This window comes from Bradyrhizobium sp. USDA 223, assembly GCF_044909005.1.
Classification (GTDB): domain Bacteria; phylum Pseudomonadota; class Alphaproteobacteria; order Rhizobiales; family Xanthobacteraceae; genus Bradyrhizobium; species Bradyrhizobium yuanmingense.
Window position 1 is genome coordinate 4,440,112 of sequence record NZ_JBIYDR010000001.1, and the last position, 26,406, is coordinate 4,466,517.

Below are 26,406 nucleotides of genomic sequence, written 5' to 3' on the forward strand. Positions count from 1 at the left end.
TCCCTCCCGGTGGAGGCAGGTCGCAGTCAGTGCCGGCATCAGGAGATTGACAGGGGCCGCTTAATAAGGAAAATTTCTAATCATAATGAGCCTCAAAGAATTTTCTTATAATGGCGCCGGCCATGCAGCGGCCCAGCTCCGGCATCTGACGATCCGGCAACTGCGCTCGCTCGCGGCGCTCTCGGCCAAAGGCAGCGTGACGGCGGCGTCGAGCCATCTCGGGCTGACCCAGCCGGCCGTGACCCAGCAGCTGCGGCAGCTGCAGGACCTGGCCGGCCTGCCCCTGGTGCAGCGAACCGGCGACGGCATGCTCCTGACGGAAGCCGGCAGGGAGGTGCTGGCGCTGGCCGAACGGGTCGAAGCCGCGATCACCGATTGCCAGGGCGCGCTCGACCTGCTCGCGGGGCGGACCGGGGGCACCGTGCATCTGGGCGCGGTCTCGACCGCGAAATATTTCGTGCCGCATGCGATCGCGGCGTTTTCCAAGCGCTACCCCAAGATCGAGATCAAGCTCACCATCGGCAATCGCGAGGAGATCCGCGAGGCCATGCACGGCTACGACCTCGACTTCGCGGTAATGGGTCGGCCACCGGCCGACGTCACCGTCGACGTCCGCCAGCTCGGGCGCAACCCGCACATCATCGTCGCGCGCAAGGGCCATTGGCTGGAGAAGGATTCCGGCCTCAGCCTGACCGATCTCGTGCACGAGACCTTCCTCACCCGCGAGCCCGGCTCGGGCACGCGGACGCTGATGGAGGGCATGTTCCAGAAATCGGATCTCGAGCCGATCATCGGCATGGAGATGAGCAGCAACGAGACCATCAAGCAGGCGGTCATCGCCGGGCTCGGCATCGCCTTCATCTCGGCTCACACCGTGGCGCATGAGCTCGCCGAGGGCCGGCTCGTCGTGCTCGACGTCGCGGGCCTGCCGATCGTGCGGCAATGGTACGTGATCCGCCGCAGCGACAAGGTGCTGTTGCCGCCCGCGCAGGCGATGTTCGATTTTCTCGGCTCGGAAGGCTCGAACTATCTGCCTGATTTGCCCGAGCTAGGCGGACGATAGCCGGGCTTCGCTCAGCTCATCAGCTTCATGGCGAGCGTCGCCGCCAGCACCACGATGATCTGGAGCAGGCGCTCCGTCGTGAAGATGCGGTTGAAGGTGGTCATCGCGTGCCCCGGCCGACGTGAAGAATGTCTCGGCCGTTGCTAGCACAGAAGGATGCGGAGACAACTCCGTAGTTGCCCGTGGCGGTCGCGCCTTCGGCGAGCCGGTTCAGGGGCGCGCCGATGGCCGGCGATCAGGCCGCGAGCGGGGCGGCGTGGTCCGTGCGCGAGGCGAAATAGGCTTCCAGCTCCGACAGCGCCCGCGCCTCCCACTCGCTCGCCTGCTCCAGCAGCGACCAGCTCTGGCCCGGGCGGAACGCTGCGGTCTGGCGATAGAGCGATGCGATGCCGCGGTAGCGGCGCACGTTCTCCAGGATGGCGTGACCGTTCATGTCCGAAAACTCCCTCGTCATTCCCGCGGGAGAAACTGCGGCCAAATCTTTTTCGAAAAGTTAGCGGCGCGCGGCAAGTTCGCGGATGGTTGCCGGACTGTTGCTCGGGCGCAACGCGCGCGGCTCGATTTATTGCGGATTCGTTGCCGCGCTCTCGCCCGAAGGCTTCAGCCCGCCGCTTCTGACGATCGTCATCGTCGCGCGGCAGAGATCGGCAAGGCCGATCAGGAGGACGGCAAGAAGACAGAACAGGTTGATGGAATCGGCATGCGCGCTGGTCAGCGCATTGAGCTCGAAGAAGGGCGGGATGAACGCCCACCACACCAGCGGCACGGTGAGCAGCGCGGCGAATGCCGCCGCCGGTGCACCCGCCATCAGCGCAAGCACAAACAGGCCGGGCAGGAACGCTGCGAAATAGAACTTTGCGCCGAGCAGGACGCAGATGCCCTGAACCACGGCCGACACCGCGACGACGGCTAGTCCGAGCAGAAACGCCCGCCACGACCATGGCCGTACCCGCCGTGCGCCAAACAGCCCCGCACGTTTCATCAGCATCCCCCCTGCCGCCCGTTAACCAGGTGCGTTGCGACGAAAGTACTACAACCGCAACCAGTCCGCGAGATGGAAATTGCGTCATCGCGAGGTCGGCCGCACCGTTCCGGCGGCGGCCGCTACTCGGTCAGCGCGTAGAGCAACCCCGCGACAGGCAAAGCAAGGCCAATGGCCGATGCGAGCGTCCAGCCGCCCTGTGCGAACGCCCAGGCTCCGACCGCCGAGCCGACCGCGCCGGCGGCGAAGAACGTCGCCATGTAGAGACCATTGAGGCGACTGCGGTGCTCGTGCCCGAGCGCGAAGATGGCACGGAAGCCCAGCACCACATTGCCCTGGACGCCGACATCGATTGCAATCGCGGCCACCACCAGACAGGCGAGGTTCAGCATCGAGCCGGGAGCGCCGATGGAGGTCACGAGGAAGCCGACGGCCGTGAGCAGCATCGCGACCAGCGTCGCGATCCGGCTATGGCCGCGGTCCGCGAGGCGCCCGGCGATCGGTGCTGCGAACACGCCGGCGACGCCGGCCAGCGCGAACAGCGCGATGCCGCGCTGGGAGAAGCCGAACTCGCCGGCGAGCTGGAGCGGCGCCACCGTCCAGAACAGGGTGAAGGCGCCGAACAGGCTCGCCTGGTAGAGCGCGCGGCGCCGCAGCAGCGGCGTGGCCCGCACCAGATCCGGCATCGACAGCAGCAATTGGCCGTAATGCATCCGCGTGACCGGCTTGCGCTTCGGCAGCGTCATCCGGAGCACGGCTGCGAGCACGATCATCAGCGCAGCGGAGGCGAAGAACACTGCGTGCCACGACAGCAAGGCGGTGACGAAGCTCGACACCGGACGCGCCAGCATGATGCCGAGCATCAGGCCGGTCGAGACGTTGCCGACGACGCGGCCGCGGATGGCTTCAGGCGCCAGATGCGCCGCATAGGGGATGATGATCTGCACCGCGACCGAGCCGAGGCCGATGAACAGTGCGGCGAGCAGGAACGGCAGCGCATGGGTTGCGAACGCCGCGGCGAGCAGCGCCGCGGCGCCGAGCATGATCACCGAGCAGATCAGCGCGCGGTTCTCGACGAGATCGCCGAGCGGCACGATCAGCAGCAGCCCGGTGCCGTAGCCGATCTGCGTCATCGTCACGATCAGCCCGCTAGCTGCATGCGACAGGCCGAGCGCGGCGCTGATCGGGGCGATCAGCGGCTGCGCATAATAGATGTTGGCGGCGACCATGCCGCAGGCCGCGGCAAGCACGAAGGTAAGACGCTGCGATACCGCATCCGGCCCGGGTGCGGTCTCGATCGTGGCATTCATCGTCATTCGCATGGACTCCAGGTAAGGCGCAGGGAATGGCCATTAGGTAGGGTATAGGGAATGGTCATTCCCTATTCTGACAAAAAATTCAGGCGAGCAGCTTCATTGCGGCGCCGACGAGACGCCCTGCGTCGAGCGGCAGACGCGCCTTGCCGACGACGCGCATTCCCTGCGTGATGCAGAGCATCAGCCGCGCGGTGTCGTCGGCTAGGACATGGCGGGGGATCGAGCCATCGGCCTGTCCGGCGCGGATGAGGCCGGCGATGAAGCTCTCGTTGCTCGCGAGCTGTGTGCTGACGCGGGCACCCACGACCGGATCGAGCGCGGACAGTTCGACCGCGCTGCCGACCACGAGGCAGCCGCGCCGCCCCTCGATTCCCCGGGAGTGCTCGACATAGGACAGCAGCACGTTGCGGATTTGCTCGCGACCGTTTGCACCACGCGCCGCCGCGCTGCGGGTCTGCTGTTGGCGCAGGGCCGTGTAGCGCTCGAAGGCGGCGAGAAACACCGCATGCTTGTCGCGAAACGCCTTGTAGATGCTTCCCGTCGCGAGCCGCATCGCCGCAGTGAGGTCCCCGATCGAGGTGGCATGATAGCCGCGCTCGCGAAACACACGCACGGCGCGGTCGAGCGCGGTGTCCATGTCGAATTCCCGGGGACGGCCGGGCAGACGGGCGGCAGGCCGGGAGCGGCGGGCGGTCTTTTGCATTGCGGGATAATAGGGAATGAACGTTTCCAAATAAACACACGTGGTCGTGAAGGGAATCAATGACGAAGGAGAGAGCGTCACCCCCTGCGCGGCACCGGCGTCCCATCCGCCATGATCGTCACGCCCTTCCGCTCGACGATCACGCCGTAGGCGCGCGGCTGGCGGTGCACGTCGAAATTGAAGGTGGTGCGCTTGTAGGAACTGCAGAGATCGAGATCGCAGCGCGCCAGCGCGATCTCGTCGCCCTTTGTCGTGCAGGCCGCAATGATCTCGCCCGAGGGCGCGATGATGCAGCTGCCGCCGATGTGGTCGACGCCCTCCTCCACACCGGCCTTGGCGACCCCGACCACGAATGTGCCATTCTGATAGGCGCCGGCCTGCATCACCAGATGATTGTGGAACAGCGAGAGATCGTCATGCTCCGGCGCGGGCGGATTGTGCACGGGCGTGTTGTAGCCGATCAGCACCATCTCGACGCCCTGCAGGCCCATCACGCGATAGGTCTCGCTCCAGCGGCGGTCGTTGCAGATCGCCATGCCCATCAACCCGCCGAAGGCATCGACCACGCCGAAGCCGCTGCCGGGCTCGAAATAGCGCTTCTCCAGATGCTGGAATTCGCGCCACGGTTCGTGCTCGGCATGGCCGGGCAGATGCACCTTGCGATATTTCAGGACGATCGCGCCACTCTTGTCGACGAGGATGGACGTGTTGTAGCGCCTGACAATCCCGGCCTCGAGCGTCAGCTCGGCATAGCCGAGGCAGAAGCCGATGCCGAGCTCGCGGGCGAGATCGAACAGCGCCTGCGTCTCGGGACCCGGCATCTCGCGCTCGAAGAAGCTGTCGATCTCGGCCTGATCCTCGAAGTACCAGCGCGGAAAGAACGTGGTCAGGGCCAGCTCGGGATAGACGATCAGGTCGCAGCCGCAGGCCCGCGCCTCGCGCATCAACGCCATCAGCCGCGCCACCACCGCGGTCCTGGTCTCGCTCCTCGCGATCGGTCCGAGCTGGCCGGCTGCAATGGTCACAATTCTCGTCACGCGTCATTCCTCATCTTTTTCAAGTGCGCCCGGCCCGAGCCTATCATCGCGCGCACAGGCTTCCTCGGCGCCCCCTACTGAGGGCACAATCAAATTCTGTCCCTGCGGGTACCATCGTGCGGCGCTGGGTGAGCACCAAACAAGAACTTCGTTGCCGATCTGCAACGGTTCCCCACCGTCTGAAGCCGGACAAAACAAACTCCCATTCCGGCCATGAACCGCTCTCACAAGGCCGTGAGACTATCAGGGGAACGACGATGCGTGCACAACGCGTTTGGAAAGTGAATGGGGCCGCCAGCATCGGGCAGCTTCAATCGAGACTGGACGATCTGAACAAGCGTCTCGGTCAGCTCGAAAACCAGCATCCGGACAGCTGGAAGCTCGAGGAGCTGAGATCGAGCGCGCTCAGCCTGTCGCGGGAGATCGACGACATCCGCTGCGCCGAAGCGACGGCGGCCTTGAGCGAGCTGCTGCGGAAATAGTCGGCCCGCCGATTCGCGCCGCGCAGGGAACCAAGCTCGGCGGCGGCCATTTCCATGCAAAGCACTTCGCGTCATGAAGAATTGGCGCTGCGAGGGATTTCGCATGACGTCCGACCCCGAGGAGCAGGTAAGGCTGCAAGGCTACGGCGAGATGACGCTGCGCACCGCCGTCGAAACCTTGATGCTGCTCGCGCCGCGCGAGCGGTCCGATGCGGCGATCTTTCGCGTCCGCGACGGCGTGCGCCTCGCGCAAAGCGAGATCGCCGAACTCGCATCACAATGGAGCATCGATCCCGCGCCTAGGGTGCGATCGCCGAAACTGGTCCCGGAGCAGCACTGGTGGTGCGCGACGCCCCGCTGCCGTCGCTGCTGGTGGCCTTCCTCGTTGGTGTGCTGGTGGCTCGCAGATGATGATGCGCCCGTGACGGCGCGCTACGTGAATGGATTCACCGCGTTCCGTGAAACCAGAGGAAACCTTTTTTGCTCGCGAAATCGCGACCGTTCCGCGCGGAACGTCTCGAAGCAGGAGGGATTGGTCTCCCGTTGAACCCGAACATGGAGACAACCATGACACGTACGAAACTCGTGAGCGTCGCCGCAACTCTGGCCGCGACTTTGCCGCTCGCAACTGCAAGCCCCAGCCTCGCTGCGGGACGCGGTCCCGGCCCGTGCACCCCACCAGCTGGAGAAGCAGTCGGCGCCGCTGGGCCCGCCATGAGCGGCGGCCAGTTGATGGCCGGCGTCGGCCAATGCCAGCGCATCGGCAGCAGTTGGCACCCCACCAACACCTACGGATATTGGGGTCCTGGTTACGGCTATGAAGGGCCTCGCTGGGGCACGTCAGCCTACGCGCCTTACGAGGACTAGGGCCTCCACATAACAGCGTCACAGCGGCGCGGTCGCACGGCCGCGCCGCTGTCCTGCCCGGTTCGGCTCTGGGCCATGACCCCGCCCTGCCGCGCCCATAGCGGACATTGCCGGTTGTCCCGCTGCCGAGTGGCATGCACGTCAAATACTTCGCCAAGGCGGCCTCGGTTGAAAGCGGGCTTTGAGGCTTTCAACAAAATGCGAAACACGAGCTGAGACCCCGCGACGCGTTGGCACCAAAGCCAGAATATCGGCGCCTTCGAATTCATATTCACGAAACAGCCGACGCAGCTCGCCCCTCTTAACGGATGGCGCCACGTCCCATTCGGACCTGAGTGCGATGCCCAACCCTGCAATAGCCCACTCGCGAACGACCTCACCATTGTTGCTCGTGAGTGCCGGAGTTATTCGAAGCGCTTCTGATCGCCTGGATGACGCGTGGCTGCTCTTGTAGCGCCACAGCGTCACGTCCTCTTCGTTTTCGCGAACGGAGAGACATGCATGCTGCGCCAGGTCGCGAGGATGTGACGGCGTTCCGCGTCGTCGAAGATAGTCGGGACTGGCGCACACCCAGCGCGCGTTGCGGGCAAGAAGATGAGCGATCCACGAGGAATCCCGGACTGTCCCAATATAGATGACGACGTCAGCTTCGACATTGCTGTTCCACGGCGTTTCGGAAAGATCCAGCGTTGCACGCACCTGTGGGTAGTCGCGAATGAATGCCGCCATGACGGGCGCGACATGGATCCTGCCAAAGCCGAACGGCGCGACAACCCTTAGGGGGCCGGCAAATACGCCGCCGCTGAGACTGTTCCCGAGATCATCGATGCGCGCCAACAGAGACTGGGCTTCATGAACGAGTTGTTCGCCTTCCGGCGTGAAGCGCAGCCCTCGGGAGTTGCGGACGACAAGATTGATCCCGAGAACGGCCTCCAGTTTTTTCAATCGCATGGAAAGCGCCGGCGGCGTGACATCGAGCGCCCTCGCTGCCCCGCTTAGCGAGCCGGTTCGGCTCAGGGCGACCACGAACCGAAAATCCTCAAGCGCAATCATTCAATTTTCCTGAAGGGAAGAGACAATCATACTTAATCACAACTGATCACGAAAGTGATAGAAGTTTGACAATGACCATGCCCCGCGCCGTTCTTTTCGATCTTCTCACGGCGCTCCTCGATTCTTGGAGCGTCTGGAATGCCGCCGCCGGATCCGAAGCATCGGGCCGAGCCTGGAGGGCCGAGTATCTCCGCCTGACGTATGGTTGCGGGAGGTATGTTCCGTATGACAGTCTGGTCCGCCAGGCTGCGCGCGCAACCGGTCTCGCGCCGTCGACGGCAGACGCCCTCGAAGCAAATTGGATGTCCCTCCCGGTCTGGAGCGGGGCGCAGGCTGCGCTAGACCAGTTGGCAGGACGCGCGCGCCTGGCAGTCGTGACCAATTGCTCGACGCGCCTTGGACGAATGGCCGCCGCCCGCCTCCGCACACAATGGGACGTCGTGATCACCGCGGAAGAGGCCGGCTTCTATAAGCCCGACACCCGCCCCTATCGTCTTGCGTTGGACATGCTGGGCGTGTCGGCCGCGGACGCAGCGTTTGTCGCAGGCTCCGGCTACGACCTCATCGGCACCTCAGCCGTCGGGCTGCGCACCTACTGGCACAATCGCGTGGGCTTGGCTCGTCCGGAGGGCGCGCCGGCAGCCGAGAAAGAATCTCCGAACCTCGACGACCTCGTTCCGTGGCTGGAGGACTTTTCATGATATCTCGCACGTTGGCCGCCATCTTCGCAGTCGGATTGAACATCTCTGCGGCAACGGCTCAGGAGTTTCCCGAGAGGCAATTGACGCTGATCGTTCCGTTTCCCGCCGGTGGCCCGAGCGATGCACTTGGCCGGGCGGTGGCTCAAGCCATGGCCGCCCACTTGAAGCAATCGATCATCGTGGAAAATGTTGGCGGCGCCAGCGGCACCATCGGCCTAACCAAATTGCTAAAGGCGCCTGCGGATGGATATTCGCTCGGGTTTGGCACCATCGGCACACATGTCGCCAATGTCGCGTTCTACAAGCGCCTTCCTTACGACCCAACCGCCGACTTCGAGCCTGTGGGGCTCGCAGGGATGGCTTCCACACTTCTTGTCGCGAAGTCGGACCTGCCGGCATCCAATCTACATGAGTTCGTCACCTATGCCCGTGCCAACCGCGATAAACTCACCTATGGCAGCGCTGGCGTCGGATCGATTTCGCACTATGCCTGCGTTCTGCTGCTGTCAAACCTGAAACTGAACATCACCCATGTTCCCTATCGCGGCGTTGCCCCAGCGATGAACGACCTCATGGGTGGTCACGTCGACTTCATGTGTGACCAGACCACCACGGCGCTACCTCAAGTGCTCGGCGGAACGATCAAGGCAATCGCGGCGCTGAGTGATCAACCCCTGCCGCAGGCGCCTCAAATATCCACTGCGGCAGCGGCCGGCTTTCCGGGCGTGAAACTCCGCTCCTGGAACGCGATCTTCGTGCGGAGGGGAACGCCCGTTCCGGTGCGTCAGAAACTAAACGACGCCTTGCGCGCAGCACTCGCCGACCCGGATCTCGTGCGGCAAATGACGGCGGTTGGTGTCGAACTGCCACGGGGAGCGGATCTCGAGCCCGGCGCCGTCAGCGCGCTGATCGCCGAAGGGCTGGAGCACGACGTGCCAGTGCTGCGCGTCAAGGGCGAATATCTGGACTAAGCATGACATCTTTCTCCGACATCGAAACGCCCGCTGCCATCGTCGACGTCGTGCGCATGCAGCGTAATATCGCCCGCATGCAGGACCGGATGAGCGCCTTGGGCGTCAGTTTCCGTCCCCACGTCAAGACGACCAAATGCTTCGCTGTTGCGGACAGGCAGCGCGCCGCGGGCTCGAACGGCATCACCGTCTCGACCCTGCGCGAAGCCGAGGAGTTTTTTGCTGCGGGCTACGACGACATCCTCTACGCCGTCTGCATCGCGCCGCACCGGCTCGGCCGGGCTCAGCGACTGCGTGATCGGGGCTGCCGCCTCAAGATTCTGGTCGACTCGGTCGAGGCTGCGCAGGCCGTCGTCGAGGCGCAGTCCCATCGCGATCCTTTCCACGTCCTGCTCGAGGTCGACACTGACGGGCACCGATCGGGTGTAGGCCCCGAGGATGCGCGTCTCATCGAGATCGGTCGCATTCTTCACACCGGCGGCGCCACACTTCGCGGCGTGCTGACTCATGCCGGAAACTCCTATGAGCTCGACGAGCCCGGGGCCCTGGAGCGCTTGGCGGAGCAGGAGCGTGCCTTGAGCGTTCGCGCGGCCGAACGGCTTCGCGCTGCCGGCCTTCCGTGCCCGGTCGTGAGCGTCGGATCGACCCCGACAGCGCTGTCCGCCCGCGCCTTGGACGGCGTTACGGAAGTGCGCTGCGGCGTGTACGTGTTCTTCGATCTATTCATGACGAATGTCGGCGTCTGCGCGTTCGACGATATTGCCCTTTCCGTGCTGACGACCGTGGTCGGCCATCAGTCGGAGAAAGGCTGGATTATCGTCGATGCCGGATGGATGGCGATGAGCCGAGACCGCGGCACTGCTCGTCAGCGCCATGATTACGGATACGGGATCGCATGCGATTTAGGGGGGCGCCCCCTCAAGGAAGACTTGGTGATGATCGCAGCAAATCAGGAACACGGAATCCTTGCCGTAAGAGACGGTTCTGTCATCTCTCTTGAAAATTGCTTTCCGATTGGCACACGACTTCGAATACTCCCGAATCACGCCTGTGCGACCGGAGCTCAATTCTCCGAATATTATGCCGCCACGGACAACGGCATTGAAAGATGGCAGAGGTTTAATGGCTGGTGACATTGCCTGCCTAGAATCCTCACGCAGTGGCACACCTGGCCCCAAGCGGGTGTCGATAGGGAGGCCGCGCGCAGGCTTGGAATGAGCGTAGAGAAGTTGGAAGCCAACGACGGCCTTCACCATCCGGATGAAGAGGCGGCAGGCGTTCGCCTTATCTGCTCCTCGACGCCCTTGGCATAAGCCTTGGGAGCGACAGGCATGGCTGCCGTGCCTGAAATCATTGCGCATTTCATTGCGCAGGAAAAACATAGAAACTATAAGTACTTGGAAGAATGGTCGGAGTGGCAGGATTCGAACCTGCGACCCCTGCGTCCCGAACGCAGTGCTCTACCGGGCTGAGCCACACTCCGACAAGAAGGCGGCTTATAGCGTCGGGCTTGACGCACTGCAAGCGGCCGAGATGAGGAATTTTATCCCTGTGAAAACGGGTGTCGAAACGCTGATATTGCCGGCCGGCGAGGCCGGCGCGGAAGCCGCCGCCCGGCGACTTGCGGCCGGCGGGCTGGTCGCATTCCCGACCGAGACGGTTTATGGGCTCGGGGCGGATGCTGCCAATGCGGTCGCGATCGCCCATCTCTACGCCGCCAAGGGCCGGCCGGCGTTCAATCCGCTGATCGCGCATGTCGCGGACCTCAAAGCCGCGCGGCGGATCGGGCGGTTCGATGCGCGCGCGCTGGCGCTCGCGGAGGCGTTCTGGCCGGGGCCGCTGACGCTGGTGGTGCCCAAGACCGAGGACTGCCCGGTGGCGGATCTCGCCACGGCCGGCCTCGACACGGTGGCGATCCGCATCCCCGCCCATCCCGTCGCGCAGGCGATCCTGCGCGCCTTCGGCGGCGCCGTGGTGGCGCCCTCGGCCAACATCTCCGGCCACGTCTCGCCGACGCTGGCCGCCCATGTCGAGAGCGACCTTGCCGGGCGGATCGACCTGATCATCGACGCCGGACCTGTTATGGTCGGCGTGGAATCGACGATCATCGGCTGCTTCGACGCGCCGATGCTGCTTCGTCCCGGCGGGCTATCGCGCGAGCGGATCGAGGCTGTGCTGGGCGCGAAGCTGGCGCGGCCGCCGGTGGAGGCTGACAGCGACGACAGCCAGCCGCTGGCCCCGGGCATGCTGGCCTCGCATTACGCGCCGCGCGCCCTTGTGCGGCTCAACGCACGCGAGGTCGCGCCGGGCGATGCGCTGCTGGCGTTCGGCCCGGAACGCCTGCCCGGGCTTGACGCCGCCTCGGCCGTCATGAATTTGTCGCCCACCGCCGATCTCGATGAAGCCGCCGCCAATCTGTTCGGCTATCTTCGCAGCCTCGACGCGAAAGCGCCGCGGGCGATTGCGGTGATGCCGATTCCCGAAGATGGTCTGGGCGAGGCGATCAACGACCGGCTGCGCCGCGCCGCGGTGGCGCGTTGAAGCAAGAGACGAGGACATGAACATCAACAAGCCTGCCACCCCGCCGCTTGCGCCCGAATTGATCGAGCAATTCCGCAAGATCGTCGGCGACCGCCACGCCATCACCGACCCGACTGATATCGAGCCTTACGTCACCGAGGAGCGCAATCTGTTCCACGGCCGCTCACCGCTGGTGCTGCGCCCGGGCTCGACGGCGGAGGTTTCCGCGATCTGCAAGCTCGCCTCCGCGCACAACATCGCGCTGGTGCCGCAGGGCGGCAACACCGGGCTCGTCGGCGGCCAGACGCCGCACAATGGCGAGGTGGTGGTGTCGCTGCGCCGGCTCGACAAGATCCGCGAAGTTGATACCGCCTCCAACACCATGACGTGTGAGGCCGGCGTGGTGCTGCAGATCGCGCAAGCCAAGGCCTCCGAGGTCGACCGGCTGTTTCCGCTGTCGTTAGGGGCCGAAGGCAGTTGCACCATCGGCGGCAATCTCTCGACCAATGCCGGCGGCACCGCGGCGCTCGCCTATGGCGTCGCGCGCGAGATGGCGCTGGGCCTGGAAGTGGTGCTCGCCGACGGGCGCGTGCTCAATTCGCTGTCGAAGCTGAAGAAGGACAACACCGGTTACAATCTGCACAACCTCTTCATCGGCGCCGAAGGCACGCTCGGCATCATCACCGCGGCGACGCTGAAACTGTTTCCGAAGCCACGGGCGATCGAAACCGCCTTCGTCGGGCTGAAATCGCCGGCGGCGGCGCTGAAGCTGCTCACCATCGCGCAAGGCGAAGCCGCCAACGCGCTGACGAGCTTCGAGCTGCTGTCGGAGCTGGCGGTGGATTTCTCGGTCCGCCACGGCATCGACGTGCGCGATCCGCTCGCAGAGAAGCATCCCTGGTACGTGCTGATGGAATTGTCATCGCCGAGCGAGGATGCCCGCACGCCGCTGGAGATGATCCTCGGCCGTGCCATGGAGGAGGAGATCGTCGACGACGCCGTGATCGCGGCGAGCCTCGCCCAGCGCGGCGCGTTCTGGAAGCTGCGCGACGAGATGTCGGCGGCGCAGAAGCCGGAAGGCGGCTCGATCAAGCACGACATCTCCGTCCCGGTTGCGGCCGTGCCCGAATTCATCGCGGAAGCCGATGCGGCCGTGGTGAACCTGATCCCCGGCGCGCGGCCGGTGCCGTTCGGCCATCTCGGCGACGGCAATCTGCACTACAACGTCAGCCAGCCAATCGGCGCCGACACCGCCGACTTTCTGGCGCGCTGGCATGATGTGAACGCGGTGGTTTTCGAGATCGTGCTGCGCATGAGCGGCTCGATCTCCGCCGAGCACGGCATCGGCGTGCTCAAGCGCGACGAGCTTCCGCAAGTGAAGGACAAGACCGCGATCGAGCTGATGCGTTCCATCAAGGCCATGCTCGATCCGCTCGGCATCATGAATCCGGGGAAGGTGCTGTGAGCTCTTCCCTTGCGATCGATGCGATCACCGACCCCGATGTCGAGGCCGTGGTCGCGCTGTGGCAGCGCTGCGGCCTGACGCGGCCCTGGAACGATCCGCATGCCGACATCGCACTGGCGCGGCGGCGCGACAATTCCACCGTGCTGCTCGGCCGCGACAATGGCGCGATCGTCGCCACCGTGATGGTCGGCCATGACGGCCATCGCGGCTGGGTCTATTACGTCGCCGTCGATCCCAGCTGTCAGAAGCGTGGCCATGGCCGCATTATCATGGCGGCGGCCGAGGACTGGCTGCGAAGCGCCGGGATTTCGAAGCTGCAGCTTCTGGTCCGGCGCGAGAACGCGCAGGCCAACGCGTTCTATGGCTCGCTGGGTTTCGAACTGTCGACATCCGTGATGTTCCAGAAGTGGCTCGACGGCCGCGCGACAACGCCAAGCAATTGAGTTCGGGATGCGGCCGCGAACGCAACTGCGCCCCCTCGCCCCGTTCTTACGGGGAGAGGGTTGGGGTGAGGGGCCTCTCTCCGCACGTGGGACCGTCGACGGATCTGTACCCCCTCACCCGGATCGCAAGGGCGATCCGACCTCTCCCCGCAAGCGGGGAGAGGTGAAGAAGAGAGAGACCTCATGACCATTTCCGACCGCGTCCGCATCAAGGACGTCCACGTGCTCTCGGACGGCTGGACCACGCTGAAGACCACAACGTTCGAGTACCGGCGCGCCAACGGCGAGTGGCAGACCCAGCACCGCGAGACCTATGAGCGCGACAATGCCGCCGCCGTGCTGCCGTATAATCTTGCGCGACGGACCGTGATCCTGGTGCGCCAGTTCCGCCTGCCGGCCTTCATCCGCGGTTACGACGACCTCTTGATCGAGGCGGCCGCCGGTGTGCTCGACAACGCCGAGCCCGAGGAGCGCATCCGGGCCGAGGCAGAGGAAGAGACCGGCTATCGCCTGCACCACGTCCACAAGGTGTTCGAGGCCTTCATGAGCCCCGGCGCCATCACCGAGAAGCTGCATTTCTTCGTCGCCGAATACGAGCCCGAGATGCGGGTGAGCGATGGGGGCGGCCTCGAACACGAGGGCGAGGACATCGAGGTGCTGGAGTTGTCCATCGACGAGGCCCTCGCGATGATCGCCGACGGCCGCATCATCGACGCCAAGGCGATCATGCTGCTGCAGTATGTGGCGCTGCATGTGTTCAGGTAGGTGTGCTTACCCTCCCCTGGAGGGGGAAGGTCGGCTCACATTGAGCGCAGCGAAATGTGAGCCGGGGTGGGGTGACGGTCTCTCCACCTCCAACAGTGCCCGAGTGGAGAGATCTCCCCACCCCGCTCGCGCTACGCGCGATCGACCCTCCCCCTCCAGGGGAGGGTAAGAGGCACCGTCCGCGCCGCGCTATCCTCAACTGCAATTCTGTCCTGCATTCTCCCTCCCCCGTTGAGCAACCCCGCAACTATCTCTAGTCTGGCCCCAACCAAGAACCAGGAGACGCGCCATGTCTGCTCCGCGCGACGACGAATTCGGCTTTGCGCCCGACTACGATTCCCCCGTCCCCTATATGCAGCGCACCCGCGATTATTACGCGGCGATCGGCTACACCACGCCGTACCGCTGGGCGCATTACACCGAGGCGCCGTTCCAGCCGCTGAAGAAACCGCTGGCTCAGTCGCGCGTTACCATCATCACCACCGCGGCGCCCTACGATCCGGCCAAGGGCGACCAGGGGCCGGGCGCGGCGTATAATGGCAGCGCGAAGTTTTATCAGGTCTATGACGGCGACACGTCGAAAGAGCACGATCTGCGCATCTCGCACATCGGCTATGACCGCAAGCACACGTCGGCCACCGACAGCGGCACCTGGTTTCCGCTACCGCAGCTGTTGAAGGCATCCGCCGCCGGCCGCATCGGCGAAGTCGCGCCGCGCTTCTTCGGCGCGCCGACCAACCGCAGCCATCGCGTCACGCTCGACACCGACGCGCCGGAGATCCTGGCGCGCTGCCTCGCGGACAAGGTGGACGTCGCGGTGCTGGTGCCGAACTGCCCGGTCTGCCACCAGACCACGGCGCTGGTGGCGCGGCACCTGGAGCGCAATGGCATCCCGACCGTGATCATGGGCTGCGCCAAGGACATCGTCGAGCACGCGGCCGTGCCGCGCTTCCTGTTCTCCGACTTCCCGCTCGGCAATTCCGCCGGCAAGCCGCACGACATCGCCTCGCAGGCGCAGACGCTCGAGCTGGCGCTCCGACTGCTGGAGAGCGCGAGCGGTCCGCAGACCACGATGCAATCGCCGCTGCGCTGGAGCGAGGACGCCTCCTGGAAGCTCGACTACAACAATGTCGCGCAGCTCTCGCCCGAAGAGCTGGCGCGGCGCCGCGCCGATTTCGACAAGCAGAAGGAGATTGCGCGCGGCAACCGCGCCGCCTGACGTCCTCCAACAACAATAAGCCGAGGGAGAGCGACGTGACGCGACCGTTCGAGGGCGTGAAGATCCTGGATTTCACGCAAGTGCTGGCCGGCCCCTATGCGAGCTATCAGCTCGCACTGCTGGGCGCGGACGTCATCAAGGTCGAGCGGCGCGAGGGCGAGGACATGCGCCGCACGCCGCTCAGCCGCGAATGGGCCGAGCGCGGTCTGGCGCCGGCATTCCAGGCGGTCAACGGCAACAAGCGCAGCCTGACGCTCGATCTGCAGAAGCCGGAGGCGATCGCGATCGTGAAGAAGCTCGCAGGCCGCGTCGACGTGGTCATGGAGAATTTCCGCCCCGGCGTGATGGACAAGCTCGGCATCGGCTACGAGGCGCTGTCGGCCGTCAACCCGAAGCTGATCTATTGCGCGGTGTCGGGCTTCGGCCAGACGGGCCCGGACCGCCTGCGGCCCGGCTATGACGGCAAGATGCAGGCGCTATCGGGCATCATGGCGATCACCGGCCACCCCGAGACGGGGCCGACGCGCGCGGGCTTTGCCGTGTGCGACGTGCTCTCGGGCGCCACCGCTGCTTTTGGTGTCTCGAGCGCGCTGTATCAGCGCGACCGCACCGGCAAGGGGCAGCTGATCGACGTCTCCATGCTGGAGGCGACGCTGGCGTTTCTTTCCGGCCAGATTGCGGACTGGTCTGTCGCCGGCCATCGGCAGCAGCTGTCGGGCAACCAGGCAGTGAGCCGCCGGACCACGGCAAATTTGTTCAAGTGCGGCGACGGCCATATCCTGCTCGCCGTCAACAACGAGAAGCAGTACCGCGCATTGATGGCTGCGCTCGGCCGCGAGGACACGCTGTCAGATCCGCGCTTTGCGGACTGGTTCGCCCGCAACGAGAACGAGGGCGCGCTGCGCGCCATCATCGAGCAAGCGCTGGCAAAACGGCCGGCACGCGAATGGGAGACAATTCTGGAGGACGCCGGCGCGCCCTGCGCCAGCATCTGGAAGGTCGAAGAGGTCATTGACCATCCGCAAATCAAGGCGCGCGGCGCGATCCAGGAGCTGGACACGGAATACGGCCGCCTGCGCTTTGCCGGCAGCGGCTTCAAGCTCGCCCATGGCGGCGGCAGGCTGGATCGCATGGCGCCGGAGCTGGGCGCGGATACGGATGCGGTGCTGGGCGAGTTGGGGTTCGATGCGGCAGAGATCGCGGGGCTGCGGGCGCGGGAGATTGTTTAGAACACCGCTGCTGTAGGGTGGGCAAAGCGAAGCGTGCCCACCATCGCGCAGCGGACGACCAGAGAGATGGTGGGCACGGCGCGTTGCGCCTTTTCCCCACCCTACGGCACCGCACCTAGAACAACGACCCCTGCCCGTCATCTGATGACGCTGCCGCAACCTTCCGCGTCGGCTTCTTCGGCTTCGCCGCCTCGGCCTCCGCCTCGATCTCCTCCGCGCTGATCGGCAGCACGAGCTGCTCGTCGTCATTGGCGACGCGGTTGACGCGGGTGGAGACTGGGTGCCAGGCGAATTCGCCGGCGCGCGGAGGCTTCATCAAGGGCAGGATCGCGTCGATCTCGTCGCCCTTGCTGTCGAGCCAGCGCTCGAAGTCGCGCGGGCTGATGGTGACGGGCACGCGGTCATGCAGCGCGGCGAGATCCTCGCCCGCCGCGGCGGTGACGATCGCGACCGTGTCGAGTTCCTCGCCGTTCGGACCGACCCAGGTCTCGAACACAGCGGCAAAGCCGAGCGGCTCGCCGTCGGCACGGTGGATGAAGAACGGCTGCTTGCGGCCGCCTTCCGTCTTCCATTCGTAATAGCCGTCGGCCGGGATCAGGCCGCGCCGGCGGCGAATCGCATTCTTGAACGCAGGCTTGTCCAGCACCGTCTCGGAGCGGGCGTTGATCAGGAGCGTGAACCCACGGGAATCCTTGACCCAGCCGGGCAACAAGCCCCAACGCATCAGGCGGAAATGGCGGGCGCCGTTCTCGAGCAGCACCACCGGAATCGGTTGCGTCGGGGCGACATTGTACCGGGGCGGGAAATTCGGCTGCTCGACATAGCCGAACAGTTGCCGCAAAGCCGCGGGGGCCGAAGTTATGACGAAGCGTCCACACATCCTTGGAGGCCTATATAGGGTCCGTTCAGGTCCTTTTAACCCCGAACGTTAACACTGCGGCAGATGAGCTCAACGGCCTCCCAACCCGCGCGGACGCATGTACAGACGGGCCCTGAGGCGACCGCCTGGGCCGAGCGGCTGCGCGTGGCCAACATCAATCCGCGGACCGGGCTTGCCACCGACTATCTCAACCATTTCAATGAAGCCGTGATGCTGCTCGAAATGGTGCCGGATATGCCGGAATGCGCCGAAGACTTCCTGACCTGGACGCCGCTGTCTTATGCCGAGCATTTCACGGCGTCGAATTTCAAGGCGCGGGATTTGGCGATCGAAGCCTATGAGAAAGCCGATCCCAACGTGCGTGCCCAGTTCGACCACTTGACGGATACCATGACCTCGATCCTGACCGCGGTCGGCTCGGCCATGCGCGAGGTCGAGAAGGACACGACGCGCGTCCGCCTCGCCGAGCAGGCCACGCTTTGGGTCAAGCCGCTGATCGCAGCCTGCGGCGGCATCATCAATGGTGGCGCGGAGGCCGACGTCGACACCATCATGGCGAATTCATCCGGATAGGTGACGCGATTGGCCGCAATCGTCCATCCTGCCCATCCCCAGCTTGCGGTCAGCGCGGCGATCTTCCGCGACGGCAAGGTGCTGCTGGTCCGCCGCGCCCGCTCGCCGGCCAAGGGCTTCTATTCGCTGCCGGGTGGCCGGGTCGAGTTCGGCGAATCGCTGCATCAGGCCCTGAGCCGCGAGGTCGACGAGGAAACCGGCCTTCGCATCGAGATCATTGGCCTCGCCGGCTGGCGCGAGGTGCTGCCGGCCGCGACCGGCGCCGGCCATTACCTGATCATGTCCTTTGCCGCGCGCTGGACGGCCCGGGAGCCGGCGCTGAACGACGAACTCGACGATTACCGCTGGATCGCCCCTGGCGCCCTGGCAAGCCTCGGCGACCTCAAGCTGACCGGGGGGCTGGAGGAGGTCATCCAGTCCGCTCACCGGCTGCTTGGGGCCTGACGGCCCGCCTTGCGCCAGCCGTCCCGAGGGGGCATACAGCCGCCGATGTCGTCGCGATTTCTGGCCATTTTTGTCCTGATTCTCGCCTGCGCCTCCGTGCCTGCGAGGGCCCAGGACGTGGCGGCGCCGTTTGACGGCGAACTGCAGCGGCTGGCCGAGATCCTCGGCGGCCTGCACTATCTCCGCGGCATCTGCGGGGCCAATGAGGGTAACAAATGGCGCAACGAGATGCAGGCGCTGATCGATGCCGAGACCCCCTCCGGCGAGCGCCGCACCCGCATGATCGCCGGCTTCAATCGCGGCTATAACGGTTTTCAGCAGACCTATCGCAGCTGCACGCCGGCCGCGATGGTGGCGATCCGCCGCTACATCGAGGAAGGCTCGAAGATCTCGCGCGATCTCACGGCGCGCTACGCGAACTAGCTACCCCGTCATTCCGGGGCTCGCGAAGCGAGAGCCCGGAATCCATTCATCCACCGTCTCTGATGCCCGATGGATTCCGGGCTTGCGCGAGGCGCGCCCCGGAACGACGGCGCGGTCGACGCATGTGCGTGACTGGAACCCTGTCATCGACTTTGTTCACAGCCGTTAACCGTTCTTAAAGATGTGGCCTAGCGGTCGTTAACGCCCGTGCTACACCTCTCGCACAGCGCATCGCCGTGGATCGCGCCCCAGCCTGACCGAGTTTCATGAGCCAGCCGATTTCCTACGCCCCCGCCCGCGCGCCGCTGCCCGATCACGAGCAGAAACAGGCCGCACTGAGCTATCTCAACGAGGCCTGGGCCGAGGCGCGTCATGACGGCGTCGACGGCGACTGCCTGGCGCAGGCGAGCCTGTTCGCGGCCCTCGCCGAGCTCGTCGGCACTTATGGCGAGGACGCGGTTGCGAAGTTCGTCGAGGGCTTTCCCGGCCGCATCCGCAACGGCGAATTCTCGGTCGGCATCTGCAGGCAGTAAGCCGTCCTGAAGCAGTAAGCCGCCTGAAAATGACCCCGCCACGCGGGCGGGGCCAGTTGACGGATGAATGACTCTGCGAAAGTCGTCGCGAAGTCTGCCGCTCTTATCGCACGGAAGCCGTTGCCGGCAGACAAGCATTAGTCTCGCGATGACCGGGACATGTTCCCGACAGAGTCGGGAACGCGCTCTCTCCCTCGGTCACGGCTCGATCTTGAGAGTCGCTTTCATGTTTGGGATGATAGCGGCAGTAATACTCGACCATTCCAGCCTTCTTCAGAACTGACGTCGCCGATTGCATCGGCGGCAGCATCACGTCGAAATCGCCGTTCCTGGCGGTGGCGGTGTGGGCGAAGACGTCCTTGTTGACCCAGGTGATGGTATCGCCGATCTTCGCCGATACTTCAGCCGGAGCAATCACGAGATTGTCCATCGTAATCTCGATCGTCGCGGCGCGTGCCGGGACGATCGTCGACAGGAGGACGAGCGCAAGCGCGATCGAAGCGAGACGTCCCGGCATCATGCGAGGCTCCTATTTCAGCTCGGCCGCAACATGCTCGGCGTGCTGCTGATGACCTTGGAAGATCTTCAGCCCGGTCTGCAGCAGGCTCCTCAGCTCGGCATTGCTCGCAGACGGAATGAGTTGCGTCTCCAAGGCGCCGTTGACTGCCTTGTGGTAGGCGACCTCGTTGGCGACGTAGGCCTTGTCGAACGCCACGCCATCGAGCTTCTCGAGCTCGGCCAGCTTGTCTGCCGCCTGCTTCGAGAGCGCCTTGCTGGTGTCGTTGTCCTCCGGCGTGACGTTCAGTTTCTTGACGAGCGCGAGGGCCTGCTTGTTGACTGCTTCGTGGTCGCGCAGCATGTCTTCGGCGAACGCCTTGACGTTCTTGTTCTTGGCCTTCTTCTGCGCCTGCTTGGCGGCGTTGATGTCGATCACGCCCGCGATGTAGGCAATATGCGCGATCTGGGGATCGGTGGGCTTGTCGGCTGCGCTGGCGCCTTGCAGCAATACGGGACACGACAAGATCATCGCCGCGACGGCCGCCGCGCTCCATCGGATCAACATGACTTGACACTCCTGTGGGCCGGAAACGTTCCGGACTGTTGCTTGCACAGGTTGGATGCCAATTTCGAGCGAACGTTCCCGAGAAATTTACGCCCCGATGCCAAGGCGCCTGAGCACGGCCTCCGTCAGGCGCTCGCAACGCTCACCAGCGAACGGAAACGCATCCATCACGACCGGACCGATCTTCTTCTCGACGTTCTCGCGCAGCATCGTACGCGCACGGTGCAACCGCGTCTTCACGGTCTCGGGCTTGATGCCGAGCAGCTCGGCGGTCTCCTCCACGCTCATCCCTTCCATCACCCGCGCAATGAAGACCATGCGGAAGGTCTCGGGCAGTTCATCGACCGCGCGTTCGACGACACGCTGGATCTCGCGTTGGGCCATGGACTTTTCCGGATCAGTCGCGGCGGACGAAAGCGGAAACTGGATGATTTGCGCTTCGAGCGTTGCCTCCGGCACCGATCCCAGCTCGACCTGCGGCTTGCGACCGCGTGTGCGTCCGAGCGCTTCGTTGATGGCAATGCGCGATAGCCACGTCGACAGCGCCGACTCGCCAAGAAATCCATCGAGGTGCGTGAAGGCGCGGACATAGGTCTCCTGCACCACGTCCTCCGCGTCGCTGTCGCTGCGCAGGATGCCGCGGGCGAGCCTGAAGAGCCGGCGGTTATTGGCCTGCATGATCTCGCGCAAAGCGGCCTCGTCGCGGCGCCGCGCGCGGTCCACCAGCGCGGCTTCCGACGTCCTGGCGCCGGCGGTCAGGCCGGCTGCGGTCCCTGGCATGGCGGTTAGCTCCCTTGGCTTCGGACATTGGATGCAGGCCCAGGGCAAAGGTTCCGAGATTTCTTGCCCCGATCTTACCCTCTCCTGGAGGAAGGGCTATCGCATATGAGCAGTGCGCGTTGGCCACACTAGTCTCCACATCGTCATGGCCGGGCTTGTCCCGGCCATCCACGTCTTGCCGCCAGCATGAAAGAACGTGGATGCCCGGGACAAGCCCGGGCATGACGACCTCTTGTGCAGGACAAATGGGATCTTTCACTGAGGGAAGGGTCAGCAAACCTAATCCGTCTCGATCGGCAGCGCCGGATTCCTCGCCCATTCGCCCATCGAAGCGTCGTAGAGCGTCAGCTTGTCGTAGCCGAGCTGCGTCAGCAGCAGGAGGTCGATCGTCGCCGAGATGCCGCCGCCGCAATAAAGAATCACGTTCTTTTCGCGCGTGACGCCCTGGGCGGCGAACTTCGCTTGCGCATCCGCAAGATTCGTCACCGTCTTGTCGGCATTCACGAGTGTGGCTGCGGGAACGTTGACGCTGCCGGGAACGCGGCCCGGACGGCCATAGCGGCTCGGCTCGAGGCCGCGGTGAAACTGCGGCCCGAGCGCGTTGACGATGACGGTTGCGGGATCGCCGATCTTCGCCAGCACGGCTTCCTTGTCGACGAAGCAGCCTGCGCGCGGTGCCCCCTTGAAGGTCGTCGCTGGATAGCCCTTCGGCGCGCCCGTCTCGACCGGCCGCCCCTCCTGCTGCCATTTGTCGAAGCCGCCGTCGAGCACGTGGGCATCGATGCCGAGGGCGCGCAGCATCCACCAGAACCGTGTCGCCCACATCATCGTCCCGATGCTGTAGAGCACGATTGTTTTGCCCGCATCGAGGCCGTGGCGGCCGAAGGCGGCCTCCAGCTGGGAGACATCGGGCATCATGAAGAAGTGTTGCGACGAGGTGTCCGAGAACTCACCTTGCAGGTCGAGGAAATCGGCGCCCGGGATGTGGCCGGCGGCGAACGTCTTGTCACCGGGAACTGCGCGATAAGGCACGACGCCGCCTTCCGGCGCGGGCTCAAGATAGGTCGTGCAGTCGTAGAGGCGCAGGTCGGGATCGCCGAGGCGAGCGGCAAGCTGTTCGGTGGTGATGAGAGATGATGGCTGGGACATCGGACTACACTCCCGTTCGAAATGAAATGTAGACCTTTCCTCTCGTCATTGCGAGCGAAGCGAAGCAATCCAGGCTGCCACCAAGGAACGATTCTGGATTGCTTCGTAGCTTCGCTCCTCGCAATGACGAGCTTGCCGCCCCTACGCCTTCAGCGTCTCCAGAAACCGCACCGGCTCGCCCTGCGCGGCCGTCACCAGCTCGCCCTGCCACATCACGCGGCGGCCGCGAATGAAGGTGCCGACCGGCCAGCCGGTGACGCGAACGCCATCATACGGCGTCCAGCCGGCCTTGGACGCCACCCATTTGTTGGTAATGGTCTCGCTGCGCTTGAGATCGACGATGGTGAAGTCGGCGTCGTAGCCGGCGGCGATGCGGCCCTTGCAGGCCATGTTGTAGAGGCGCGCAGGGCCGGCGCTGGTGAGGTCGACGAAGCGCGCCAGCGAGAGCCGACCCGCATTAACGTGATCGAGCATAACAGGCACCAGCGTCTGCACGCCGGTCATGCCTGAGGGCGAAGCCGGGTATATCTTCTGCTTCTCCTCCAGCGTATGCGGAGCGTGATCGGAGCCGAGCACGTCGATGATGCCCTGCTCGATGCCGCGCCAGATGCCGGCACGATGATCGGCGCCGCGCACCGGCGGGTTCATCTGCGCCAGCGTGCCGAGCCGCTCGTAGCATTCCGGCGCGACCAGCGTCAGATGGTGCGGCGTCGCCTCGCAGGAGGCGACGCCCTTATGGTCGCGCAGGAACTCGATCTCCTCCTTGGTCGAGATGTGCAGCACGTGGATGCGCTTGCCGGTCTCGTGTGCAAGCTTGACCAGGCGCTGCGTCGCCAACAGCGCCGCGGTCTCGTCGCGCCAGACCGGATGCGAGCGCGCATCGCCCTCGATGCGCAGCGATTTGCGCTCGTTGAGGCGGTATTCGTCCTCGGCGTGGAAGGCGGCGCGGCGGCGGATCACCTGGAAGATGCGGCGCAGGCTCTCGTCGTCCTCGACCAGCAGCGCACCGGTGGACGAGCCGATGAACACCTTGACGCCAGCGCAGCCGGGTGCGCGCTCCAGCACCGGCAGGACCTGGACGTTCTCGCGGGTGCCGCCGATGAAGAAGGCGAAATCGCAATGCATGCGGTGATGGGCGCGCTTCACCTTGTCGGTGAATTCGGCCTCCGTCACGGTCAGCGGCGAGGTGTTGGGCATCTCGAACACGGCGGTGACGCCGCCCATCACGGCGCTGCGCGAGCCGGTCTCGAGGTCTTCCTTGTGCGTCAGCCCGGGCTCGCGGAAATGCACCTGCGTGTCCATCACGCCGGGCAGGACGTGCAGGCCCTTGCAGTCGATCACCTCGGCGGCTGAGTCTTGCGATAGCGGACCGAGCTCGGCGATGCGACCGCCCGTGATGCCGATATCGCGGACGCCCTCGCCGTCCTGGTTGACTACGGTGCCGCCCTTGAGGATCACATCGAAATGCTGGGTCATTGGGCCTCTCTCATCCCCAAGCGCAGGGCTCGAGGTCTTGTCGTTTATGCGTTGCGGGCTTACGTTCCGGAGCAACATGTCGCAAGAGATTTTCGCATGAAATCGGCGTTTCTTCCCGACCGGGGCGTGATCAAAGTCGCGGGTGAGGATGCACGCAGCTTCCTCAATGGCCTCGTCACCACCGACCTGGACAGGCTGAAGCCTGGTCTGGGGCGATTCGGCGCATTGCTGACGCCGCAGGGCAAGATCATCGTGGATTTCCTGATCACGGAAGCGCCCGCGGGCCACGGCGGCGGGTTCCTGATCGACTGCCCGAAAGCGCTGGCGGACACCCTCGCCACCAAGCTGAAATTCTACAAGCTGCGCGCCAAGGTCACCGTGGACAAGCTCGACCTCGGCGTGCTCGCGGCGTGGGACGGCGAGCCGGCGGCGCAGCCTGACCTTGCCTTTGCCGATCCGCGGGCTGAGGGGCTCGGCTACCGCATCCTGGTCCCGGAAGATCTCAAGCAGAAACTGTCCGATCTCATTGGCGCCGAGCTGGTCGATGCAGCCGAGTACGAGGCGCACCGCATTGCGCTCGGCGTGCCGCGCGGCGGGCTCGATTTCATGTACAGCGATGCGTTCCCGCATGAGACCAACATGGATCGCCTCGCCGGCGTCGATTTCGACAAGGGCTGCTATGTCGGCCAGGAGGTCGTCTCGCGCATGCAGCATCGCGGCACCGCGCGCACGCGCAGCGTGAAGGTGCTGCTCGAAGACGCCTCGCCCGAGCCTGGCACAACCATTCTCGCCGGCGACAAGCCGGTCGGCACCATCGGCTCGACGGCCGGCGGCAAGGGCATCGCGCTGGTGCGCATCGATCGTGTCGCCGATGCACTCGATGCAGGCCAGCCGCTCACCGCTGGGGGGCTGGCTTTGACGCTGGCTGAACCAGACGTCGTTCGCATTCCAGCCAAGCAGCCCATCGCATGAGCCGCGCGGCCCGCCTGCATCCCGATGGCCTGACCCGCTGCCCCTGGCCGGGCGAAGATCCGCTTTATGTCGCCTATCACGACACCGAATGGGGCGTGCCGGAATACGACGACCGCGCGCTATACGAGAAGCTGATGCTGGACGGTTTCCAGGCCGGCCTGTCCTGGATCACGATCCTGCGCAAGCGCGACAATTTCCGCAAAGCCTTCGACGATTTCCAGCCGGAGAAGATCGCGCGCTACACGCCCAAGAAGGTTCACGCGCTGATGAACGATGCCGGCATCGTGCGCAACAAGGCCAAGATCGAAGGCGCGATCCTAAGCGCAAAGTCCTATCTCGACATCATGGAGAAGGGCCCGGGCTTCTCGAAGCTGCTGTGGGACTTCATGGACGGACGGCCGAAGGTCAACCAGTTCAAGACCACGGCAAGCGTGCCGGCCTCGACGCCGCTGTCGGTGCAGATCTCCAAGGAGCTGTCCTCGCGCGGCTTCAAATTCGTCGGCCCGACCATCGTCTACGCCTTCATGCAGGCGACCGGCATGGTCAACGACCACCTGGTCGACTGCCACTGTCATGCGACCTGCAGCAAGACCCAGCGCAAGCTGCGCCTCAAGGCCAAATGACGGCGAAGAAGGCAGCGCGCAACGAAGAGGTCCGCGCCTGGCAGCGCATGCTGTCGGGCCGGCGGCTCGATCTGCTCGATCCTTCCCCGCTCGACATCGAGATCGGCGACATCGCGCACGGCCTGGCGCGGGTGGCGCGCTGGAACGGACAGACCCTCGGAGCGCACATTTTTTCGGTCGCACAGCATACGCTGCTGGTAGAGACCGTGCTGCGCCATGAGATACCCCGCGTCGACCAGCGCGTCCGGCTCGCGGCCCTGCTGCATGATGCGCCGGAATATGTGATCGGCGACATGATCTCGCCGTTCAAGGCCGTGCTCGACGGTCATTACAAGGTCGTCGAGAAGCGGCTGCTCGGCGCCATCCATATCCGCTTCGGTTTGCCGCCGGTCTTGCCTGATGACATCACGCAGGCCATCAAGGCCGCCGATCGCGGCGCGGCCTATCTCGAGGCAACCGAGCTCGCCGGCTTCAGCGCGAGCGAAGCGCGGCGCCTGTTCGGCAAGGATCCGGGTCTCTCCGACAGCGTCCGACGCGACTATCTGACGCCCTGGACCGCGGCGCGGGCCGAGAAGCAGTTTCTGGAGCGGTTTGGCGCCGTGTTTGCGTGAGTCTTGTAAGGTGGGCAAAGGCGCTCTTGCGCCGTGCCCACCATCACTTCGCGTTTGCGACAA

The 26,406-nt window shown here is 64.9% G+C and carries 31 protein-coding genes, 1 tRNA gene and 1 pseudogene; 20 read left to right on the plus strand and 13 right to left on the minus strand.

Annotated elements, in window-relative coordinates; translation table 11 throughout:
* Window positions 1-85: 85 nt before the first annotated feature.
* Entirely contained in the window at window positions 86-1,063 is a 978-nt protein-coding gene (locus ABIA40_RS20635) for a LysR family transcriptional regulator (protein WP_036038207.1), read from the plus strand.
* A 235-nt stretch (window positions 1,064-1,298) separates the two neighbouring features.
* Here ABIA40_RS20635 and ABIA40_RS20640 read toward each other — a convergent pair whose 3' ends face one another.
* From ABIA40_RS20640 to ABIA40_RS20660, 5 genes are all read right to left on the minus strand, one after another.
* Window positions 1,299-1,496: a hypothetical protein gene (locus tag ABIA40_RS20640; RefSeq protein ID WP_157286986.1), complete on the minus strand. Its 198-nt coding sequence runs from the start codon at window positions 1,494-1,496 to the stop codon at window positions 1,299-1,301.
* Between the two features lie 129 nt (window positions 1,497-1,625).
* Window positions 1,626-2,045, minus strand: a complete 420-nt coding sequence (locus ABIA40_RS20645; protein WP_157286987.1) for a DUF4118 domain-containing protein — start codon at window positions 2,043-2,045, stop codon at window positions 1,626-1,628.
* A gap of 122 nt (window positions 2,046-2,167) precedes the next feature.
* A complete protein-coding gene (locus tag ABIA40_RS20650) occupies window positions 2,168-3,361 on the minus strand; it encodes an MFS transporter (protein ID WP_271542594.1) in 1,194 nt (397 codons plus the stop codon).
* 82 nt (window positions 3,362-3,443) lie between these two features.
* A complete protein-coding gene (locus tag ABIA40_RS20655) occupies window positions 3,444-4,064 on the minus strand; it encodes a TetR/AcrR family transcriptional regulator (RefSeq protein ID WP_404546287.1) in 621 nt (206 codons plus the stop codon).
* A 77-nt stretch (window positions 4,065-4,141) separates the two neighbouring features.
* Window positions 4,142-5,101 (minus strand): N-carbamoyl-D-amino-acid hydrolase, encoded by a 960-nt coding sequence (locus ABIA40_RS20660; RefSeq protein ID WP_404543061.1) that lies wholly within the window; start codon window positions 5,099-5,101, stop codon window positions 4,142-4,144.
* A 128-nt stretch (window positions 5,102-5,229) separates the two neighbouring features.
* On the opposite strand from ABIA40_RS20660, the gene ABIA40_RS20665 reads away from it, so the two are divergent.
* The 3 genes from ABIA40_RS20665 to ABIA40_RS20675 all read left to right on the plus strand — a co-directional run bounded on the left by ABIA40_RS20665 (window position 5,230) and on the right by ABIA40_RS20675 (window position 6,450).
* Entirely contained in the window at window positions 5,230-5,583 is a 354-nt protein-coding gene (locus ABIA40_RS20665; RefSeq protein WP_271542600.1) for a hypothetical protein, read from the plus strand.
* A 103-nt stretch (window positions 5,584-5,686) separates the two neighbouring features.
* Complete coding sequence (locus tag ABIA40_RS20670) at window positions 5,687-6,130, plus strand: hypothetical protein (protein ID WP_404543062.1); 444 nt, start codon at window positions 5,687-5,689, stop codon at window positions 6,128-6,130.
* A gap of 20 nt (window positions 6,131-6,150) precedes the next feature.
* A complete protein-coding gene (locus ABIA40_RS20675; RefSeq protein ID WP_404543064.1) occupies window positions 6,151-6,450 on the plus strand; it encodes a hypothetical protein in 300 nt (99 codons plus the stop codon).
* A 141-nt stretch (window positions 6,451-6,591) separates the two neighbouring features.
* On the opposite strand, the gene ABIA40_RS20680 is transcribed toward ABIA40_RS20675, so the two are convergent.
* On the minus strand, window positions 6,592-7,503 hold the full coding sequence (locus tag ABIA40_RS20680; protein ID WP_404543066.1) for a LysR family transcriptional regulator: 912 nt from the start codon (window positions 7,501-7,503) through the stop codon (window positions 6,592-6,594).
* Window positions 7,504-7,574: 71 nt separating this feature from the next.
* On the opposite strand from ABIA40_RS20680, the gene ABIA40_RS20685 reads away from it, so the two are divergent.
* The 3 genes from ABIA40_RS20685 to ABIA40_RS20695 are packed head-to-tail and all read left to right on the plus strand — an operon-like array spanning window position 7,575 to window position 10,308.
* A complete protein-coding gene (locus tag ABIA40_RS20685) occupies window positions 7,575-8,204 on the plus strand; it encodes an HAD-IA family hydrolase (protein ID WP_275496926.1) in 630 nt (209 codons plus the stop codon).
* On the plus strand, window positions 8,201-9,175 hold the full coding sequence (locus ABIA40_RS20690) for a tripartite tricarboxylate transporter substrate-binding protein (protein ID WP_404543068.1): 975 nt from the start codon (window positions 8,201-8,203) through the stop codon (window positions 9,173-9,175). The genes ABIA40_RS20685 and ABIA40_RS20690 overlap by 4 nt, the downstream gene beginning before the upstream one ends.
* A gap of 2 nt (window positions 9,176-9,177) precedes the next feature.
* Window positions 9,178-10,308, plus strand: a complete 1,131-nt coding sequence (locus tag ABIA40_RS20695; protein WP_275508714.1) for a DSD1 family PLP-dependent enzyme — start codon at window positions 9,178-9,180, stop codon at window positions 10,306-10,308.
* 273 nt (window positions 10,309-10,581) lie between these two features.
* On the opposite strand, the gene ABIA40_RS20700 is transcribed toward ABIA40_RS20695, so the two are convergent.
* Window positions 10,582-10,658 (minus strand) — tRNA-Pro (locus ABIA40_RS20700).
* Window positions 10,659-10,726: 68 nt separating this feature from the next.
* Here ABIA40_RS20700 and ABIA40_RS20705 point away from each other — a divergent pair.
* The 6 genes from ABIA40_RS20705 (at window position 10,727) to ABIA40_RS20730 (ending at window position 16,816) form a co-directional block, all read left to right on the plus strand.
* Window positions 10,727-11,716 carry an L-threonylcarbamoyladenylate synthase gene (locus tag ABIA40_RS20705; protein ID WP_404543069.1) on the plus strand — a complete coding sequence of 330 codons (990 nt, stop codon included), beginning with the start codon at window positions 10,727-10,729 and terminating at the stop codon, window positions 11,714-11,716.
* Window positions 11,717-11,732: 16 nt separating this feature from the next.
* A complete protein-coding gene (locus ABIA40_RS20710; RefSeq protein ID WP_404543070.1) occupies window positions 11,733-13,160 on the plus strand; it encodes an FAD-binding oxidoreductase in 1,428 nt (475 codons plus the stop codon).
* On the plus strand, window positions 13,157-13,603 hold the full coding sequence (locus ABIA40_RS20715) for a GNAT family acetyltransferase (protein WP_271542614.1): 447 nt from the start codon (window positions 13,157-13,159) through the stop codon (window positions 13,601-13,603). The genes ABIA40_RS20710 and ABIA40_RS20715 overlap by 4 nt, the downstream gene beginning before the upstream one ends.
* 183 nt (window positions 13,604-13,786) lie before the next feature.
* Window positions 13,787-14,368, plus strand: a complete 582-nt coding sequence (locus ABIA40_RS20720) for an NUDIX domain-containing protein (RefSeq protein ID WP_271542616.1) — start codon at window positions 13,787-13,789, stop codon at window positions 14,366-14,368.
* Between the two features lie 289 nt (window positions 14,369-14,657).
* Window positions 14,658-15,587 (plus strand): glycine reductase, encoded by a 930-nt coding sequence (locus ABIA40_RS20725; RefSeq protein WP_271542618.1) that lies wholly within the window; start codon window positions 14,658-14,660, stop codon window positions 15,585-15,587.
* 35 nt (window positions 15,588-15,622) lie between these two features.
* Entirely contained in the window at window positions 15,623-16,816 is a 1,194-nt protein-coding gene (locus ABIA40_RS20730) for a CaiB/BaiF CoA-transferase family protein (protein WP_271542620.1), read from the plus strand.
* Between the two features lie 115 nt (window positions 16,817-16,931).
* Here the strand turns inward: ABIA40_RS20730 and ABIA40_RS20735 are convergent, their stop codons facing one another.
* A complete protein-coding gene (locus ABIA40_RS20735) occupies window positions 16,932-17,696 on the minus strand; it encodes an SOS response-associated peptidase (protein ID WP_271542622.1) in 765 nt (254 codons plus the stop codon).
* Between the two features lie 63 nt (window positions 17,697-17,759).
* On the opposite strand from ABIA40_RS20735, the gene ABIA40_RS20740 reads away from it, so the two are divergent.
* The 4 genes from ABIA40_RS20740 (at window position 17,760) to ABIA40_RS20755 (ending at window position 19,669) form a co-directional block, all read left to right on the plus strand.
* Window positions 17,760-18,269, plus strand: a complete 510-nt coding sequence (locus tag ABIA40_RS20740) for a hypothetical protein (RefSeq protein ID WP_036003651.1) — start codon at window positions 17,760-17,762, stop codon at window positions 18,267-18,269.
* Between the two features lie 9 nt (window positions 18,270-18,278).
* The gene (locus tag ABIA40_RS20745) at window positions 18,279-18,713 is read left to right on the plus strand and encodes an NUDIX hydrolase (protein ID WP_271542626.1); all 435 of its coding nucleotides are present in this window, start codon (window positions 18,279-18,281) and stop codon (window positions 18,711-18,713) included.
* A 45-nt stretch (window positions 18,714-18,758) separates the two neighbouring features.
* On the plus strand, window positions 18,759-19,136 hold the full coding sequence (locus ABIA40_RS20750; protein ID WP_036003646.1) for a TIGR02301 family protein: 378 nt from the start codon (window positions 18,759-18,761) through the stop codon (window positions 19,134-19,136).
* Between the two features lie 266 nt (window positions 19,137-19,402).
* A complete protein-coding gene (locus ABIA40_RS20755) occupies window positions 19,403-19,669 on the plus strand; it encodes a hypothetical protein (protein WP_036003643.1) in 267 nt (88 codons plus the stop codon).
* Between the two features lie 198 nt (window positions 19,670-19,867).
* Here ABIA40_RS20755 and ABIA40_RS20760 read toward each other — a convergent pair.
* The 5 genes and pseudogenes from ABIA40_RS20760 to ABIA40_RS20780 form a co-directional block, all read right to left on the minus strand.
* Window positions 19,868-20,189 (minus strand): annotated as a pseudogene (locus ABIA40_RS20760) (cupredoxin family copper-binding protein).
* Between the two features lie 9 nt (window positions 20,190-20,198).
* The gene (locus tag ABIA40_RS20765) at window positions 20,199-20,732 is read right to left on the minus strand and encodes a DUF4142 domain-containing protein (protein ID WP_404543072.1); all 534 of its coding nucleotides are present in this window, start codon (window positions 20,730-20,732) and stop codon (window positions 20,199-20,201) included.
* A gap of 87 nt (window positions 20,733-20,819) precedes the next feature.
* A complete protein-coding gene (locus ABIA40_RS20770) occupies window positions 20,820-21,512 on the minus strand; it encodes an RNA polymerase sigma factor (protein WP_198399970.1) in 693 nt (230 codons plus the stop codon).
* Window positions 21,513-21,791: 279 nt separating this feature from the next.
* Entirely contained in the window at window positions 21,792-22,661 is an 870-nt protein-coding gene (locus ABIA40_RS20775) for a sulfurtransferase (RefSeq protein ID WP_271542633.1), read from the minus strand.
* 141 nt (window positions 22,662-22,802) lie between these two features.
* The gene (locus tag ABIA40_RS20780; protein ID WP_271542635.1) at window positions 22,803-24,137 is read right to left on the minus strand and encodes a dihydroorotase; all 1,335 of its coding nucleotides are present in this window, start codon (window positions 24,135-24,137) and stop codon (window positions 22,803-22,805) included.
* Window positions 24,138-24,233: 96 nt separating this feature from the next.
* Between ABIA40_RS20780 and ABIA40_RS20785 the strand changes: the two genes are divergently transcribed.
* From ABIA40_RS20785 to ABIA40_RS20795, 3 genes are read left to right on the plus strand one after another with little or no spacing between them, the layout of a single operon-like run.
* Entirely contained in the window at window positions 24,234-25,109 is an 876-nt protein-coding gene (locus ABIA40_RS20785) for a folate-binding protein YgfZ (RefSeq protein WP_271542637.1), read from the plus strand.
* Window positions 25,106-25,732 carry a DNA-3-methyladenine glycosylase I gene (locus tag ABIA40_RS20790; RefSeq protein WP_036003631.1) on the plus strand — a complete coding sequence of 209 codons (627 nt, stop codon included), beginning with the start codon at window positions 25,106-25,108 and terminating at the stop codon, window positions 25,730-25,732. Before ABIA40_RS20785 ends, ABIA40_RS20790 begins: the two co-directional genes overlap by 4 nt.
* Entirely contained in the window at window positions 25,729-26,343 is a 615-nt protein-coding gene (locus ABIA40_RS20795) for an HD family hydrolase (protein WP_271542640.1), read from the plus strand. The genes ABIA40_RS20790 and ABIA40_RS20795 overlap by 4 nt, the downstream gene beginning before the upstream one ends.
* Window positions 26,344-26,406: the final 63 nt, after the last annotated feature.

Bases quoted from the DNA above. Each gene is read 5' to 3' on its own strand.
- ABIA40_RS20635 (WP_036038207.1), top strand. From the start codon at position 86: ATGAGCCTCAAAGAATTTTCTTATAATGGCGCCGGCCATGCAGCGGCC.
- ABIA40_RS20640 (WP_157286986.1), bottom strand. From the start codon at position 1,496: ATGAACGGTCACGCCATCCTGGAGAACGTGCGCCGCTACCGCGGCATC.
- ABIA40_RS20645 (WP_157286987.1), bottom strand. From the start codon at position 2,045: ATGAAACGTGCGGGGCTGTTTGGCGCACGGCGGGTACGGCCATGGTCG.
- ABIA40_RS20650 (WP_271542594.1), bottom strand. From the start codon at position 3,361: ATGACGATGAATGCCACGATCGAGACCGCACCCGGGCCGGATGCGGTA.
- ABIA40_RS20655 (WP_404546287.1), bottom strand. From the start codon at position 4,064: ATGCAAAAGACCGCCCGCCGCTCCCGGCCTGCCGCCCGTCTGCCCGGC.
- ABIA40_RS20670 (WP_404543062.1), top strand. From the start codon at position 5,687: ATGACGTCCGACCCCGAGGAGCAGGTAAGGCTGCAAGGCTACGGCGAG.
- ABIA40_RS20675 (WP_404543064.1), top strand. From the start codon at position 6,151: ATGACACGTACGAAACTCGTGAGCGTCGCCGCAACTCTGGCCGCGACT.
- ABIA40_RS20680 (WP_404543066.1), bottom strand. From the start codon at position 7,503: ATGATTGCGCTTGAGGATTTTCGGTTCGTGGTCGCCCTGAGCCGAACC.
- ABIA40_RS20685 (WP_275496926.1), top strand. From the start codon at position 7,575: ATGACCATGCCCCGCGCCGTTCTTTTCGATCTTCTCACGGCGCTCCTC.
- ABIA40_RS20690 (WP_404543068.1), top strand. From the start codon at position 8,201: ATGATATCTCGCACGTTGGCCGCCATCTTCGCAGTCGGATTGAACATC.
- ABIA40_RS20695 (WP_275508714.1), top strand. From the start codon at position 9,178: ATGACATCTTTCTCCGACATCGAAACGCCCGCTGCCATCGTCGACGTC.
- ABIA40_RS20710 (WP_404543070.1), top strand. From the start codon at position 11,733: ATGAACATCAACAAGCCTGCCACCCCGCCGCTTGCGCCCGAATTGATC.
- ABIA40_RS20720 (WP_271542616.1), top strand. From the start codon at position 13,787: ATGACCATTTCCGACCGCGTCCGCATCAAGGACGTCCACGTGCTCTCG.
- ABIA40_RS20725 (WP_271542618.1), top strand. From the start codon at position 14,658: ATGTCTGCTCCGCGCGACGACGAATTCGGCTTTGCGCCCGACTACGAT.
- ABIA40_RS20735 (WP_271542622.1), bottom strand. From the start codon at position 17,696: ATGTGTGGACGCTTCGTCATAACTTCGGCCCCCGCGGCTTTGCGGCAA.
- ABIA40_RS20740 (WP_036003651.1), top strand. From the start codon at position 17,760: ATGAGCTCAACGGCCTCCCAACCCGCGCGGACGCATGTACAGACGGGC.
- ABIA40_RS20750 (WP_036003646.1), top strand. From the start codon at position 18,759: ATGTCGTCGCGATTTCTGGCCATTTTTGTCCTGATTCTCGCCTGCGCC.
- ABIA40_RS20755 (WP_036003643.1), top strand. From the start codon at position 19,403: ATGAGCCAGCCGATTTCCTACGCCCCCGCCCGCGCGCCGCTGCCCGAT.
- ABIA40_RS20765 (WP_404543072.1), bottom strand. From the start codon at position 20,732: ATGTTGATCCGATGGAGCGCGGCGGCCGTCGCGGCGATGATCTTGTCG.
- ABIA40_RS20770 (WP_198399970.1), bottom strand. From the start codon at position 21,512: ATGCCAGGGACCGCAGCCGGCCTGACCGCCGGCGCCAGGACGTCGGAA.
- ABIA40_RS20775 (WP_271542633.1), bottom strand. From the start codon at position 22,661: ATGTCCCAGCCATCATCTCTCATCACCACCGAACAGCTTGCCGCTCGC.
- ABIA40_RS20780 (WP_271542635.1), bottom strand. From the start codon at position 24,137: ATGACCCAGCATTTCGATGTGATCCTCAAGGGCGGCACCGTAGTCAAC.
- ABIA40_RS20785 (WP_271542637.1), top strand. From the start codon at position 24,234: ATGAAATCGGCGTTTCTTCCCGACCGGGGCGTGATCAAAGTCGCGGGT.
- ABIA40_RS20790 (WP_036003631.1), top strand. From the start codon at position 25,106: ATGAGCCGCGCGGCCCGCCTGCATCCCGATGGCCTGACCCGCTGCCCC.
- ABIA40_RS20795 (WP_271542640.1), top strand. From the start codon at position 25,729: ATGACGGCGAAGAAGGCAGCGCGCAACGAAGAGGTCCGCGCCTGGCAG.